Source organism: Amycolatopsis sp. cg9 (genome assembly GCF_041346945.1).
In the GTDB taxonomy this organism is placed as follows: domain Bacteria; phylum Actinomycetota; class Actinomycetes; order Mycobacteriales; family Pseudonocardiaceae; genus Amycolatopsis.
Genome location: NZ_CP166850.1, coordinates 10028881 through 10043297, shown reverse-complemented (window position 1 = coordinate 10043297; position 14417 = coordinate 10028881). Strand labels below are relative to the sequence as shown.

16 protein-coding genes are annotated in these 14417 nt (G+C 71.6%); 10 read left to right on the top strand and 6 right to left on the bottom strand.

Translation table 11 applies throughout. The features are described from left to right. Nucleotides 1-129 precede the first annotated feature (129 nt). The 4 genes from rplU (at nucleotide 130) to proB (ending at nucleotide 3466) form a co-directional block, all read left to right on the top strand. Nucleotides 130-444, top strand: a complete 315-nt coding sequence (gene rplU / locus AB5J73_RS46275) for a 50S ribosomal protein L21 (RefSeq protein WP_086858022.1) — start codon at nucleotides 130-132, stop codon at nucleotides 442-444. A 39-nt stretch (nucleotides 445-483) separates the two neighbouring features. Further along, entirely contained in the window at nucleotides 484-744 is a 261-nt protein-coding gene (gene rpmA / locus AB5J73_RS46270) for a 50S ribosomal protein L27 (RefSeq protein ID WP_020645663.1), read from the top strand. A 158-nt stretch (nucleotides 745-902) separates the two neighbouring features. Next, nucleotides 903-2360 (top strand): GTPase ObgE, encoded by a 1458-nt coding sequence (gene obgE / locus AB5J73_RS46265; protein ID WP_370966257.1) that lies wholly within the window; start codon nucleotides 903-905, stop codon nucleotides 2358-2360. Then, the gene (gene proB, locus AB5J73_RS46260) at nucleotides 2357-3466 is read left to right on the top strand and encodes a glutamate 5-kinase (RefSeq protein WP_370966254.1); all 1110 of its coding nucleotides are present in this window, start codon (nucleotides 2357-2359) and stop codon (nucleotides 3464-3466) included. Before obgE ends, proB begins: the two co-directional genes overlap by 4 nt. Nucleotides 3467-3601: 135 nt before the next feature. On the opposite strand, the gene AB5J73_RS46255 is transcribed toward proB, so the two are convergent. Continuing rightward, nucleotides 3602-4315 carry an SDR family oxidoreductase gene (locus tag AB5J73_RS46255; RefSeq protein ID WP_370966251.1) on the bottom strand — a complete coding sequence of 238 codons (714 nt, stop codon included), beginning with the start codon at nucleotides 4313-4315 and terminating at the stop codon, nucleotides 3602-3604. 62 nt (nucleotides 4316-4377) lie between these two features. Here AB5J73_RS46255 and AB5J73_RS46250 point away from each other — a divergent pair, with 62 nt between their 5' ends. Continuing rightward, nucleotides 4378-4977 carry a TetR/AcrR family transcriptional regulator gene (locus AB5J73_RS46250; RefSeq protein WP_370966248.1) on the top strand — a complete coding sequence of 200 codons (600 nt, stop codon included), beginning with the start codon at nucleotides 4378-4380 and terminating at the stop codon, nucleotides 4975-4977. Here AB5J73_RS46250 and AB5J73_RS46245 read toward each other — a convergent pair. The 5 genes from AB5J73_RS46245 to AB5J73_RS46225 all read right to left on the bottom strand — a co-directional run bounded on the left by AB5J73_RS46245 (nucleotide 4947) and on the right by AB5J73_RS46225 (nucleotide 10916). Next, the gene (locus AB5J73_RS46245) at nucleotides 4947-5231 is read right to left on the bottom strand and encodes a putative quinol monooxygenase (RefSeq protein WP_370966246.1); all 285 of its coding nucleotides are present in this window, start codon (nucleotides 5229-5231) and stop codon (nucleotides 4947-4949) included. The genes AB5J73_RS46250 and AB5J73_RS46245 overlap by 31 nt on opposite strands. After that, a complete protein-coding gene (locus tag AB5J73_RS46240) occupies nucleotides 5228-5617 on the bottom strand; it encodes a PPOX class F420-dependent oxidoreductase (RefSeq protein ID WP_370966244.1) in 390 nt (129 codons plus the stop codon). The genes AB5J73_RS46245 and AB5J73_RS46240 overlap by 4 nt, the downstream gene beginning before the upstream one ends. A gap of 11 nt (nucleotides 5618-5628) precedes the next feature. Then, nucleotides 5629-7350, bottom strand: coding sequence for an arginine--tRNA ligase (argS, locus tag AB5J73_RS46235; RefSeq protein ID WP_370966242.1), 1722 nt, complete (start codon nucleotides 7348-7350; stop codon nucleotides 5629-5631). A gap of 69 nt (nucleotides 7351-7419) precedes the next feature. Beyond that, entirely contained in the window at nucleotides 7420-8706 is a 1287-nt protein-coding gene (locus AB5J73_RS46230) for an MFS transporter (protein ID WP_370966239.1), read from the bottom strand. Between the two features lie 98 nt (nucleotides 8707-8804). Next, entirely contained in the window at nucleotides 8805-10916 is a 2112-nt protein-coding gene (locus AB5J73_RS46225; RefSeq protein ID WP_370966237.1) for a RecQ family ATP-dependent DNA helicase, read from the bottom strand. Nucleotides 10917-11113: 197 nt separating this feature from the next. On the opposite strand from AB5J73_RS46225, the gene nadD reads away from it, so the two are divergent. The 5 genes from nadD to AB5J73_RS46200 are packed head-to-tail and all read left to right on the top strand — an operon-like array spanning nucleotide 11114 to nucleotide 14343. Beyond that, a complete protein-coding gene (gene nadD / locus AB5J73_RS46220) occupies nucleotides 11114-11683 on the top strand; it encodes a nicotinate-nucleotide adenylyltransferase (RefSeq protein ID WP_370973546.1) in 570 nt (189 codons plus the stop codon). A gap of 59 nt (nucleotides 11684-11742) precedes the next feature. Continuing rightward, a complete protein-coding gene (gene rsfS / locus AB5J73_RS46215) occupies nucleotides 11743-12138 on the top strand; it encodes a ribosome silencing factor (RefSeq protein ID WP_003067112.1) in 396 nt (131 codons plus the stop codon). Continuing rightward, entirely contained in the window at nucleotides 12135-12749 is a 615-nt protein-coding gene (locus AB5J73_RS46210; RefSeq protein ID WP_370966233.1) for a histidine phosphatase family protein, read from the top strand. Before rsfS ends, AB5J73_RS46210 begins: the two co-directional genes overlap by 4 nt. A 3-nt stretch (nucleotides 12750-12752) precedes the next feature. Then, on the top strand, nucleotides 12753-13481 hold the full coding sequence (octT, locus tag AB5J73_RS46205) for a diglucosylglycerate octanoyltransferase (RefSeq protein WP_370966230.1): 729 nt from the start codon (nucleotides 12753-12755) through the stop codon (nucleotides 13479-13481). Nucleotides 13482-13485: 4 nt separating this feature from the next. Continuing rightward, nucleotides 13486-14343, top strand: a complete 858-nt coding sequence (locus AB5J73_RS46200) for a DegV family protein (RefSeq protein ID WP_370966228.1) — start codon at nucleotides 13486-13488, stop codon at nucleotides 14341-14343. Nucleotides 14344-14417 lie beyond the last annotated feature (74 nt).

Sequence of the window (14417 nt, the reverse complement as noted above, 5' to 3'; positions counted from 1 at the left end):
CACCCCACGTAACCTGTAGTACGGCCTGCCACCAGAGCAGGTCGCTGCGCGAGTCCAGGACCGCCGCTCCATTCGGGTGGGCCGGTCGCGCGGGCCCCCACCCATTGTCGAGTAATGCAGGAGACTTCCGTGTCGGCGTACGCGATCGTCAAGACCGGCGGCAAGCAGTACAAGGTGGCCGTCGGCGACGTCGTCGAGGTCGAGAAGCTCGAGGGCGAGCCGGGCACCGAGCACATCCTTCCCGCCGTGCTGTTCGTGGACGGTGGCGAGGTCACCACGGACGCCGACGCGTTGGCGAAGGTCTCGGTCACCGGCAAGGTCGTCGAGCAGACCAAGGGTCCGAAGATCCGGATCCACAAGTTCAAGAACAAGACGGGCTACCACAAGCGCCAGGGTCACCGGCAGAAGCTGACCCGCGTCGAGGTCACCGCCATCTCCAAGTAAGAACTTCTCCGGATCTTCGGTAAGAAAGAGGACTGAGCTATGGCTCACAAGAAGGGTGCTTCCAGCTCCCGCAACGGTCGTGACTCGAACGCGCAGCGCCTCGGCGTCAAGCGCTACGGCGGCCAGGAAGTCAACGCGGGCGAGATCCTGATCCGCCAGCGCGGCACCAAGTTCCACCCGGGCGTGAACGTCGGCCGCGGCGGCGACGACACGCTGTTCGCCCTGGCCGCCGGTGCGGTCCAGTTCGGCGAGAAGCGTGGCCGCAAGACGGTCAACATCGTCGTGCCGGCCGAGGCGTAACGGGCGATCTTTGGGGCGACGTGTGTCCGCGGAATACGCGGACACACGTCGCCCGTTCCATGTGTCAACCCGGGGGCCCGAGCCCCCGGACCCCCACGGTGCGGCCGCTGGCAGACCCAGCGTGGCTCGCACCGTTTTTTGCGTGAAAGAGGCTGAATATGGCGTCCCGGTTCGTGGACCGCGCGGTCATCCACCTGACCGCCGGTGACGGTGGGAACGGCTGCGCCTCGGTGCACCGCGAGAAGTTCAAGCCCCTCGGCGGCCCGGACGGCGGCAACGGCGGCAACGGCGGCGACGTCCTGCTGGTCGTCGACCCGAACGTGCACACCCTGCTCGACTTCCACTTCCGCCCGCACGCCAAGGCCGGCAGCGGCAAGATGGGCCAGGGCGGCAACCGCGCGGGCGCGGCGGGGGAGTCGCTGGTGATGAAGGTGCCGTCCGGCACCGTCGTGTTCACCGAAGACGGCGAGCTGGTCGCCGACCTGATCGGCCCGGGCACCACGTTCGTCGCCGCCCAGGGCGGCCGCGGCGGCCTCGGCAACGCGGCGCTCGCGTCGAAGGCCCGCAAGGCACCCGGGTTCGCGTTGCTCGGCGAGCCGGGCGAGAGCCGTGACCTGACGCTGGAGCTGCGCTCGGTCGCCGACGTCGGCCTGCTCGGCTTCCCGTCCGCGGGCAAGTCGTCGCTGATCTCGGTGCTGTCCGCGGCCAAGCCGAAGATCGCCGACTACCCGTTCACCACGCTCGTGCCGAACCTCGGCGTCATCACCGGCGGCGACACGGTCTTCACGATGGCCGACGTGCCCGGCCTGATCCCCGGCGCGTCCGAGGGCAAGGGCCTGGGCCTCGACTTCCTCCGCCACATCGAGCGGTGCGCGGTGCTGGTGCACGTCGTCGACTGCGCGACGCTCGAGCCCGGCCGCGACCCGCTGTCCGATGTGGACGCGCTCGAAGCCGAGCTCGCGAAGTACACGCCGAGCCTGGGCGGGAAGCTCGAAGAGCGCCCGCGGGTGGTCGTGCTCAACAAGATCGACGTCCCGGAGGCCGCCGAGCTCGCCGAGTTCGTCCGGCCGGACCTGGAAGCCCGTGGCCTGCAGGTCTTCGAGGTCTCGACCGCGTCCCGCAAGGGCCTGCGGGAGCTGACGTTCGCGCTCGCGGCGATCGTCGAGCAGTACCGCGAGGCGCAGCCGGTGCTGGAGCCGGAGAAGATCGTCCTGCGGCCGCTCGCGGTCGACGACTCCGGGTTCACCGTCGAGGTCGACCCGGAGGAAGAGGGCGCGTTCATCGTGCGCGGCGCCCGGCCGGAGCGCTGGATCCGCCAGACCGACTTCGCCAACGACGAGGCCGTCGGCTACCTCGCCGACCGCCTGGACCGCCTGGGCGTCGAGGAGCAGCTGGCGAAGCTCGGCGCGAAGCCCGGCAGCCCCGTCACGATCGGCGACGTCCAGTTCGAGTGGGAGCCGTCGACGCCGAGCGTCGCGGTCCACCTGTCCGGGCGCGGCACCGACGTCCGGCTGGAGCGCAGCGACCGGGTCGGCGCGTCCGAGCGCAAGGAGGCCCGCCGCATCCGCCGTGAAGGCACGGGCGAGTTCGACGACGACCAGGACGCCGGCGAGTGAGTGGCACCCGGCAGGCCATCGCGGCCGCGCGCCGCGTGGTGGTGAAGGTCGGTTCGTCGGCGCTGACCACCGCGGGCAGCGGCCTCGACGTGGCCCGGCTGGACGCGCTGGTCGACGCGATCGCCGAGCGCGTCGCCCGCGACACCCAGATCGTCCTGGTGTCCTCGGGCGCGATCGGCGCCGGCCTGGCCCCGCTCTCCCTCGGCAAGCGCCCCCGCGACCTGGCGACCCAGCAGGCGGCGGCGAGCGTCGGCCAGCTGGCGCTGGCGCACGCGTACGCCGAATCGTTCGGGAGGTACGCGCTGACGGTCGGGCAGGTGCTGCTGACGTCCGACGACGTCGTCCGCCGGTCCCACTACCGCAACGCGCAGCGAACGTTCTCGCGGCTGCTGGCCCTCGGCGCGGTCCCGGTGGTCAACGAGAACGACACGGTGGCAACGGAGGAAATCCGCTTCGGCGACAACGACCGCCTGGCGGCACTGGTGGCCCACCTGATCGGCGCCGATGCACTCCTCCTGCTGTCCGATGTGGACGGTCTGTACGACGGCGACCCCCGCGAGGGCGCGACCCGCAAGCTGACCGAAGTCCTGTCGGAGTCCGATGTGGACGGAATCTCGGTCGGCATGTCCAGCTCCGGCCTGGGCACCGGCGGCATGGTCTCGAAACTGGCGGCCGCCCGAACCGCGGCGGGCGCGGGCATCCCGGTCCTCCTGGCCGCGGCCTCGGAAGCGTCCGCCGCCCTGACCACGGCTTCCCCGGGCACCGCGTTCGCCCCGGCGGACACCCGCCTGTCGGCCCGCCGTTTCTGGCTGGGCTACGCGGCCGACACCACGGGCAAACTCCGCCTGGACGACGGCGCGGTGACAGCGGTGGTCCGCCGCCGCAGGTCCTTGCTGGCAGCAGGCATAACCGGCGTGGAGGGCGACTTCCAGGCCGGCGACGTGGTCGACCTGGTGGACGCGAAGGACCGCGCGGTGGCCCGCGGAGTGGTGGCGTTCGACGCGACGGAACTCCCGGACCTGATCGGCCGCTCCACCCCGGAACTGCCGGAGGAACAGCGCCGCGAGGTGGTCCACGCGGACGACCTGGTCCCACTGCGCCGCTGACCCCGCTCCACCACCCACACAGGCCGCTCTCACCAGCCCCGGCCCGGTCGGCGCGCCCGGCCTCGTCGCCGGCCCGCGCCGAGCGCCGCCAACCCCCGGCCGCCGACCGGCACTTTCACGTGAAAGTGCCGGTCTTCACCCCATCGACACCAGCCGTGCGCCGCCGTCGGCCTCCAGGACCGTGCCTGTCAGGTTGGCGTTCGTCGCCGCCAAAGCCACCACCTCGGCCACGTCGTCGGCCGTAGCGACTCGCCGTGCCGGGATCGAAGCCGCTGTCTGGGCGAAGAACCCCTCCCGCACCTCCGCCGGGAAGCCGCTCCACCAGGCCGTGTCGACGACGCCCGGCGAGACCGCGTTGACCCGTCGGGGCGCCAGCTCCACCGCCAGCGGCTTGACCAGTGCTTCGATGGCCGCGTTCAGGGCGCCGATCCCCGCCGTCCCCGGCATCGCGGCCCGGGCCGTGATCGCGCTGAGCAGCGTGATCGAGCCGTCCGCGGCCAGGTGCGGCAGGACGGCCTGGATCGTCGTCAGGTGCGCCCAGAACTTCGCGTCGAACGCCCGCCGCAGCACGTCGAGGTCCAGTGAATCGATCGGCCCCATGCCTTCGGCGCCGGAGAGGCTCACCACCAGCACGTCGACCGTCCCCAGCGACGACGCCAGCGCGGCCATCGCCGTGGCGTCGCCGCCGTCGGCTTGGTGGCCGGTCAGCTGCGGGTCGCTCGCCGCGACGTCGTCCAGGCGTTCCTTGCCGCGGCCGGTGAGGTGGACTTCGTAGCCCTGCCGGTGCAGCCGCCGCGCGGTCGCCAGGCCGATGCCCGAGGTGCCGCCGGCGACGAGAGCGATGCTCATGCGTTGTTCCTCATTTCGAACCGGTACGTCTCGTTTCGAAATCGACGGTACCATCGGATCCCATGACCGACCAGTCCCGTCCCGGCCGCAAGCGCAGCGAGCAGAGCCGGCTCGCGATCCTCGCCGCCACGCTCGACCTGGTCGCCGAAGCGGGCTACGGCACGCTGACCATCGAGGGCATCGCCGCGCGCTCGGGCGTCGGCAAGCAGACGATCTACCGCTGGTGGCCGTCGAAGGCCGACGTCCTGCTCGACGCGCTCGCGACGAAGGCCGACCTGCAGATCCCGATCCCCGACGAAGGGTCCTTCCGCGCCGACCTCGGGCAGTTCCTGGTCAGCACGTTCGCGCTGGGGGAGAAGAACCAGGTCTCGGACACGCTGCGCGCGCTCATGGCGCAGGCGCAGCTCGACCCGGAGTTCGGCAAACGGTTCCGCGAAGACTTCCTGGACCGCCGCCGCGAAGCGCTCGGCACGATCGTCGGCCGCGCCGCCGAGCGCGGCGAACTGCCCGACGGCGTCGCACCTCGCACGGTGATCGACGTCGTGTTCGGCGTGCTCTGGTACCGCCTGCTCGCGACCCGCGAGCCGCTCGGCCGGAGCCTGGCCGGCGAACTCGTGACGCTGCTAGCGGCTCACGGCGCCTCGACCGCCGAAATGCGGTAGCGCGCCACCGAGGCGTCGAGGATCTGCGCGGACTGCTCGTCCGACGGCCCGGACCCGCGGAATCGCTCGAGGTCCTCGTCGGACTCCCAGCGCTCGTACACGGTGATCCGGCCGGCGTCGAGCAGGTCGGCGCCCAGCGCGTACTCGAGGCAGCCCGGCGCTTCCCGCGCCAGCCGCACGGCTTCGGCGCACCCTGCCAGGTAGGAGTTCCGCGTTTCGGGCGCGACCGCGAGCCAGCCGGCGATGATGATCATGACGGGCTGATCCGGTCGGCCTTGACCGTCAGCAGCAGCCGCGTCTGGTCCCGGCCGCCCCACCACGGGTACGGACCGCCGAGGTAGCGCTGCGCGAGCTCCTCGATGTGCTCGACGGCGCCTTCCTCGGTCGTGTCGACGACCCGCCCGCGGACCGCGTAGTACCGCGACGGCCGGTCGCGGTCGGCCACGTTGAGCGCCACCCGCGGGTCGCGCTCGATGTTGCGCTGCTTCTGGTGCCCCAGCACGGTGTTGACCAGGATGTGCGTCCCGTCGGTGTCCACCCAGGTCTGGGTGAGCTGCGGCGAGCCGTCCGGCATCGACGTCGCCAGGAAGCAGAGGCTGGGTTCGCGCAGCAACGCGAGGAGGTCGGCGGGCAGTTCCACAGTGGTCTCCGCTAAAGCCGGTCGGGCGCTTCGATGCCGAGCAGCGAGAGCCCGAGCGCGAGCGTTTGCGATGTCAGCGTAGTCAAGTGCAGCCGGGACGCGCGCAGCGACGGTGAAGACGCTTTCAGAACCGGACATTCCTCGAAGAACCGGGAGAACGCGACCGCCGTCTCGTACAGGTACGTGCACAGCTTGTGCGGCGCGTAGCCGTTCGTCGCGGCCTTCAGCGCTTCGCCGAACCGGAGCAGCTTCAGCGCCAGCGCCCGTTCCGAGGGCGCTTCCAGCACGATTTCCGCGCCGCGGGGCAGCTCGCCCACCTTCCGGAGGATCGACCGCGTCCGCGCGTGCGCGTACTGCAGGTACACCGAGGTGTTGCCTTCCTTGGCGAGCATCCGGTCCCAGGCGAAGACGTAGTCGCGTTCGCGGTCGCCGGACAGGTCGGCGTACTTGACCGCGCCGATGCCCACCGCCCGGGCGACTTCGGCCTGGCCCGCCGCATCGAGCTCGCTGCGTTCGGCGACGACCGCGGCGGCCTGCGTCACGGCCTCGGTGAGCAGGTCGGCCAGCTTGACGGTCTCGCCGGACCGGGTCCGCATCGTCTTGCCGTCCGCGCCGAGGACTGTGCCGAACCCGATGTGCTCGGCGCGCCCGGTCAGCCAGCCCGCCGCGCGGCAGACGGCGAACACCATGGCGAAGTGCTGGGCCTGCGGCGCCCCGACGACGTAGAGCAGGTCGGTCGCCCCGCGTTCGGCCGTCCAGTACCGGACGGTGGCCAGGTCCGTGGCGGCGTACCCGTAGCCGCCGTCGCGCTTGCGGACGATCAGCGGCAGCCGGTCGCCTTCGCGGTTGCGGAACCCTTCGGGGAACACGCAGACCGCGCCGTCGCTGATCTCGGTCAGCCCGGCCTCTTCGAGGTCGTCGACCACCGCGGCGAGGTACGGGTTGTAGAAGCTCTCGCCGTAGCTGTCCTGGTCCGTCAGCGAAATCCCGAGCAGCGCGTAGACCTCGTCGAAGTGCCGCGTCGACTCGGCGATCAGCTCCCGCCAGACGGCGAGCGTCGCCTCGTCACCGCTTTGCAGCCGCACGACACGCTCGCGCGCACGGGCCGCGAACGCCTCGTCGGTGTCGAACTTCCGGCGCGCTTCACGGTAGAAGGCGTCGAGGTCGGCGATGCCGCTTCGCCCGGCCGAGACGTCGAGCAGGTGCTCGATGAGCATCCCGAACGGCGTACCCCAGTCGCCGAGGTGGTTGTGCGGCAGCACTTCGTGGCCGGCGAACCGCAGCAGGCGCGCGAGGGCGTCGCCGATCACCGACGTCCGCAGGTGCCCGACGTGCATCTCCTTGGCCACGTTCGGGCTGCTGTAGTCGAGCGCGATCCGCCGTGGCGACGCGGTTTCCGGCACACCCAGCCGCGGATCGCCGAGCACCGCGCCGACGCGCGTTTCGAGCCATTCCTCGCGCAGCGCGAAGTTGAGGAAGCCGGGCCCGGCGATTTCGGGCGGCCCCGCGATGCCGTCGAGCTCCAGTGCGCCGGCGATCATTTCAGCGACCTCACGCGGCGGGCGGCCGAGCCGTTTGCCGAGGCTCATCGCGAGGTTCGCCTGGTAGTCGACGCCTTCGCGCGGCGACGCCTGGATCAGCGCCTGCTCCGGTGTCAGGTCGACGGCCAGTGCCCGGCCGGCGGCGGTCACGACGCGGCGCGCCAGCTCCTCGGTAACGTCGGCGGTCTGCACGGTGTCCCTCCTTCGGCTCGGTCGCGGATGCCGCAGCGTAGCGAGCGTGACCGGCCGGTGACGAAGGGTTTACTCCAGCTCGCGGCCTTTGGTCTCCGGCAGCGTGAGGATCACCGCGAACGCGATCGCGGCACCGACGGCGACGTACCAGAAGTAGAGCGTCTGCGACACCTCGCCGAACAGCGTGATGAGCAGGGGCGCGGTGCCGCCGAAGACCGCGACGGTCAGGTTGTACCACGCACCGATCCCCAGCGCGCGCAGCTCGGTGGGGAACAGTTCGCTCATGATCGCCGGCGCGATCGACGTCATCGCGGTGTACAGCCCGAGCCCGACGCAGAACACCACGAGCAGGCCGCCGACGCCCGGACCGATCAAAGTGGACAGCGGGACGACGACGATCGCGGTCGCACCGGACCACACGAGCAGCTGCGGTTTCCGCCCGAACCGGTCCGACAAAGCGCCGAGCGGGTACTGCAACGCGATGAACAACGCCGTGCCTACCGAAAGGGCGAGGAAGACGGCGTCGGCGTCGGCGTGCCGGGTCTTGACCGCGAACGACGTGAGCGCGCTGAAGAACGTGTAGTAGCAAAGGGTCGAGAGCATCGTGAAGCCGACGAGCCGGACGACGGCCTTCGGGTGGTGCGTCAGCGTGGTCAGCAGCGGCCGTTCGATCTTGCGGGCCTTGGTCTTCGTCTGCTCGAACAGCTCGGTTTCGGCGATGCTGCGGCGCAGCCACAACCCGACCAGGCCGAAGACGCCGCCCAGCAGGAACGGCAGCCGCCAGCCCCACGACGTGAGCTCCGCCTTGTCCAAGGTCCGCGCGAGCACGAAGCCGAGGACGGTCGCGATGAGCACCGCCGTGCCGGTCGAGATGTAGAAGAACGCCGAGTAGCGGCCGCGGCGTTCCGCCGGCGCGATCTCGCCCAGGTACGCCGACGCGTTGGACACCTCACCGCCCAGCGACAGGCCCTGCGCGATGCGCGCGAGCAGCAGCAGGATCGGTGCGAGCCAGCCGACCTGCGAGAACGTCGGCAGCAGGCCGATCGCCACCGAGCCACCCGCCATGAGCAGGATGGTGAGGATCATGGCCGGTTTCCGCCCCCGGGTGTCGGCGAAGCGCCCGAGCAGGACGCCGCCGAGCGGCCGGAAGAAGAACGCCAGCGCGTAGGTCGCGAAGGTGTTGATCAGGGCCAGGGTGTCGTTCCCGGAGGGGAAGAACGCACCGGCGAAGTAGATGCTGAACGTCGCGTAGATCGTCCAGTCGAACCACTCCAGCGCGTTGCCTGCGCTCGCCGCGAACAGCTTGCGCACCGGCAGCCGGTGGCGCTGCGACACCTGCACGGTGGACTCGGTCATGGCGGCCTCCACGTCACCCGAAGGTGGAACGGGACTTTGCCACATCCGTTCGCGGTGCGAAAGATCCTGACTGCCCGGTTTCTTCGTCCTCCTTCCGCTCAGGCCGTGCTGGCCAGCGCGAACGGCAGCACGGCGGGTGCTCCGGCCCGCCGCAGCAGCCGCGCGGCCAGCGTCATCGTCCAGCCGGTGTCGATGACGTCGTCCACCAGCAGGACCGGTCCGGCCGGCAGCGTGGCGGCGAGGTCGGCCGGCATGCTCATCCGCCGCCACAGGTCGGCCAGCCGCTGCGCGCTGTTGGCCTGCCGCGGGGGTGGCCCTTCCGCGTCGAGCGCGCCGAGGAAGTCCAGCTTGCCGATCTCGGCCAGCCGGGTCGCGAGGCTGTACACGAGTTGCGGCCGCGTCTCCGACGGGACGGCGACCACCGCCACCGGCCGGTCCGCCCACTGCCACCCGGCGAGCACCTGGACGCAGGCCTTGAACACCGATTCGGGCACGTCGGTGTCCTGGGCGCCGGGGCCGACGAGCTCCCGCAACCGGTTGCCCCAGCCGACGTCGGTGAGCCGCCCGAGGACCTGGCCCGGCTCGGCCTGGTCGTCGGCCGAGATCCGGCCGGACACCGGAACGTCCAAAGAGGACATCCCGGTGGGCCACTGCTTCCGCGGTGCGACCTCGACGCCCGGTCGCTGCAGGCGTTCCCGGGTCGCTTCGGCGACGTCGTCCGCCACCGTCGTGTCCCAGTGGTTCCCGGTGCAGTTGTCGCACCGCCCGCACGGCACCGCTTCGGGGTCGTCGAGCTGGCGCCGCAGGTATTCCATCCGGCAGCCGTCGGTCGCCAGGTAGCCGAGCATCGCGTTCTGCTCGCGGTCGCGCGCCTCCGCGACCCGCTTGTAGCGCTCGCGGTCGTACTGCCAGTCCTCACCCGTGCTCGTCCAGCCGCCCTTGACGCGCCGGACCGCACCGTCGACGTCCAGCACCTTGAGCACCATTTCCAGCCGGGAGCGCGAGAGTTCGACGGACGGTTCGAGTGCGGCCGTCGAAAGCGGACGGTCGGCGTAGGCGAGGGAGTTCAGCACCTGCGTCACCCGCAGCTCGTCGGGGAAGGCCAGCGACCCGAAGTACGCCCAGATCGCCTTGTCCTCCTCGCCGGGCAGCAGCACGACCTCGGCGCGTTCCACGCCACGCCCGGCGCGGCCGACCTGCTGGTAGTAGGCGATCGGCGACGACGGGGCGCCGAGGTGCACGACGAACCCGAGGTCCGGCTTGTCGAAACCCATGCCCAGCGCGGAAGTCGCGACGAGCGCTTTGACGCGGTTGCCGAGCAGGTCGTCCTCGGCCGCCTGCCGGTCGGCCGGGTCGGTCTTGCCGGTGTAGGCCGCCACCGGGTACCCGCGGTCCTTCAACAGCGACGCGACGTCGTGCGCCGCCGCGACGGTCAGGCAGTAGATGATCCCGGACCCCGGCAGCTCGGCCAGGTGCTCGGCGAGCCACGCCAGCCGTGCCTGCGACGTCGGCAGCCGGCACACCGACAACCGCAGGCTTTCCCGGTCGAGGCTGCCGCGCAGCACGAGCGTGTCGCCGCCGGTGCCGAGGCCCAGCTGCTCGGCGACGTCGGTGACCACGCGGTCGTTCGCGGTCGCCGTGGTCGCCAGCACCGGTACGCCTTGCGGGAGGTCGCCCAGCAGCGTGCGCAGACGCCGGTAGTCGGGCCGGAAGTCGTGGCCCCAGTCCGAGATGCAGTGCGCCTCGTCGACCACCAACAGGCCGGTGCTCGCGGTCAGCTTCGGCAGCACGTTGTCGCGGAAGTCCGGGTTGTTCAGCCGTTCGGGGCTGACCAGCAGGACGTCCACCTCGCCGGCCGCGACCGCCGCCTGGACCTGGTCCCACTCCTGGGGGTTCGCGGAGTTCATCGTCGCCGCGTGGATCCCGGCGCGCGCCGCCGCCGAGATCTGGTTGCGCATCAGGGCGAGCAGCGGCGAGACGATGACCGTCGGCCCGCTTCCCTGTTCCCGCAGCAACGCCGTGGCCAGGAAGTACACCGCCGACTTGCCCCACCCGGTGCGCTGCACGACGAGCGCCCGGCGCCGCTGAGCGACCAAGGCCTCGATGGCCGTCCATTGGTCTTCGCGCAGCTTCGCCGAGTCGCCGGCCAGCGCCCGGAGGAGGGTCTCGGCGCGGTCGCGGAGGGCTGAGGTGGTGCCGGTGGTGTCCACGTCCCCACGTCTACCCCATGGCACCGACGAACCGGGAATCGGCGGCGGCGCGAACGGACCGTTCGTGACGAATACAGGTGGTTATGTGACCTGAATCACACTCCTTGCCCGGTCGGGCGAGGTGGCGAACAGCACCCGGCGCCTCGCGCGCGCGATGTATAGGCTCCCGAGTCATGTCACCACGGCGGATCGGGGTCATGGGCGGCACCTTCGACCCCGTGCACCACGGTCACCTCGTCGCGGCCAGCGAGGTCCAGTCCCGGTTCGGGCTCGACGAAGTGATCTTCGTCCCCACCGGGCAGCCGTGGCAGAAGACCGACCGCAAGGTGACCAAGGCCGAAGACCGCTACCTGATGACGGTCATCGCGACCGCGTCGAACCCGGTGTTCTCGGTCAGCCGCGTGGACATCGACCGCAGCGGGCAGACCTACACCGTCGACACCCTCCGCGACCTGCACGCCGAGTACCCCGACGACGAGCTCTTCTTCATCACCGGCGCCGACGCGCTCGAGCAGATCCTGACCTGGCACAAGGCGGACGAGCTGTTCGACTTCGCGCACTTCATCGGCGTCACCCGGCCCGGCTACCGGCTCAACTCCCACCACCTGCCCAGCGGGAAGGTGAGCCTCGTCGAGGTCACCGCGATGGCGATCTCGTCGACCGGCTGCCGCGACCGGGTCGAACGCGGGGAGCCGGTCTGGTACCTCGTCCCCGACGGCGTCGTCCGCTACATCGCCAAGAAGGACCTGTACCGGAAGAGCGACTGAAGGCCCGCTGGTCCCGGCGGGTACCCTTCTCGGGCGAACCCGATCTGTAGAGGAGCACCGTGGCAGCCACGTCCGAGGCACGAGAGCTGGCCGTAGCGGCCGCACACGCGGCGGCGGACAAGAAGGCCAGCGACGTAGTCGTGCTGGACGTGTCCGAGCAGCTCGTCATCACCGACGCCTTCGTCATCGCCTCCGCGTCCAACGAGCGCCTGGTCGGCGCCATCGTCGACAACGTCGAGGAGAAGCTGCGGGAGAGCGGTCACAAGCCGGTCCGCCGCGAAGGCGCCCGCGAAGGGCGCTGGGTCCTGCTCGACTACGTCGACGTCGTCGTGCACGTCCAGCACGTCGAAGAGCGGACGTTCTACGGCCTCGAGCGGCTGTGGAAGGACTGCCCGCGCATCGAGGTGGCCGGGCTCGAGGAGCCACCCGCCGACGAGGACCCGGACGTCCCGTGAGCCCGCGGCGGCTCGTGCTCTGGCGCCACGGCGAGACGGACTACAACGCCGCCGGGCGGATGCAGGGACACCTCGACTCGGCGCTGACCCCGCGCGGCTGGAACCAGGCCCGGTTCGCGGTACCCGCGCTGGCCCGGTTCTCGCCGGACCTCGTCATCGCGTCCGACCTGCGCCGCGCCACCGACACGGCCACCGTGCTCACCGACGCCATCGGGGTGCCGCTGCGCATCGACAAGCGCCTGCGCGAGACGCACCTCGGCGAGTGGCAGGGGCTCACCGGCGCGGAGGTCGACTCGGCCTACCCCGGTGAACGCGACCGCTGGCGCACCGACGCGACCTGGGCCCCGCCGGGCGGGGAGAACCGGGTCGACGTCGCCGACCGCGCCGGCGAAGTGGTCGCCGACCTGCAGCAGGCCAACTCCGACGTCGGCGAGACCGTGCTGCTGGCCGCGCACGGCGGACTGATCATCGCGCTCACCGCCCGGCTGCTGAACCTGCCGGTCGCGATCTGGCCGTCGCTGGGCGGGATCTCGAACTGCCACTGGGTCGAGCTCGGCCTGCGCGACGGCAAGTGGCGGCTGCACGCCTACAACGCGGGGATGCACGGCTAACCGATGGGGCCGCGCCTGCTGGTGTTCGGCGATTCGCTGAGCTTTCACGGTCCCGAAGGACCCTGCGCCGCGGACGAACCGCGGCTGTGGCCCAACGTCGCGGCCTCCGCCCTCGGCGGCACCGCCGACCTGGTCGCCGGGATCGGCTGGAACGCCCGCGACGCCTGGTGGTCACTGACCGGCGACCCGCGCGTCTGGGCCGACCTGCACCACGTCGACGCCGTCGTGTTCGCCGTCGGCAGCATGGACACGCTGCCTTCGCCGCTGCCGACCTACCTGCGCACCGGGCTGCGGTACCTGCGGCCCGACCCCGTCCGCCGGGTGGTGCGCAAGGCCTACCTCGCCGCGCAGCCCCGGCTTTCGGTCGCCTTCCGCGGCCGTCCCACGGTGCTGCCGGCCAAGCTCACCGTGCAGTACCTCGACACCGCCGTGGGCGCGCTGCGCGCCCTGCGGCCCGAACTGCCGGTCTTCGGGATGCTCCCGTCAGTGCACCGGGCTGCGGCGTACGGCGGTGTGCACACCGCCCGGCCGGCCGCGGCGGCCGCGATGGCGGCGTGGGGCGCGCGGGCGAACGTCCCCTTGCTCGACCTCGAAGCCGTTGTCGGAGAGCACGTCCTGAGCGGCGAGGGCAACCCGGACGGCATGCACTGGGGCTGGCAGGGGCACGCGGCGGTGGGCGACGCGATGTCCGTGTTGCTGGCGCCGGCGCTGGCACCCGGCCACGTAGGCTGACGGCGTGTCGGTCGCCGTAGTCACGGATTCCACCGCCCACCTGCCGGAGGGCTTCGCCGAACGGCACGCGGTCCGGGTGGTGCCGCTGCACGTCCTCGTCGACGGCGTCGTCTCCCTCGACGGCGTCGAGACCGGGCCCGCGGCGGTCGCCGAAGCGATGAAGCAGCGCAAGATCGTCACGACCTCGCGGCCGACGCCCACCGAATTCGCCGAGGTGTACCGCGCGGCGCTCGCCGACGGCGCGGACTCGATCGTCTCGGTCCACCTGTCGCGCGAGCTGTCCGGCACCTGGGAAGCGGCGGTGCTGGCGGCCCAGGAAGTGGGGCCCGACCGGGTCCGCGTGGTCGATTCGCGGACCACGGCGATGGGGCTGGGGTTCGCCGCGCTGCACGCCGCCGGCGCCGCGGCCAGGGGAGCCGAGCCGGCCGCGGTGGAGGCCGCCGCGGTGACGGCGGCCGGCTGCTCGTCGACGTTGTTCGTCGTCGAGACCCTCGACCACCTGCGCCGCGGCGGGCGGATCGGCCCGGCGGCGGCGCTGCTCGGCACCGCACTCGCGGTCAAGCCGGTGCTGCACATGGCCGACGGCCGGATCCTGCCGCTGGAGAAGGTCCGCACCATGAACCGGGCGATCGCGCGGCTGGTCGAGCTCGCCGCCGAAGCGGCGGCCGAAGACGACGTCGAACTCGCCGTGCACCACCTCGCGTCGCCGGAACGGGCGGTCGAACTGGCGAACCGGCTCGAGGAAGCCGTGCCGCGCTCGGCGGGCTGCGTGGTCTCGGAGCTGGGCGCGGTGATCGGGGCGCACACCGGGCCCGGCGTGCTGGGCGTGGTCGTCCAGCGCACGGTCCCGTCCCGGAGCTAGCCGAACCCGCCAGCATGCCACCCGGGTACGACGGAAACGGTCGTTCCCGGGCCGGGCCGGGGGAATCCGTCCAC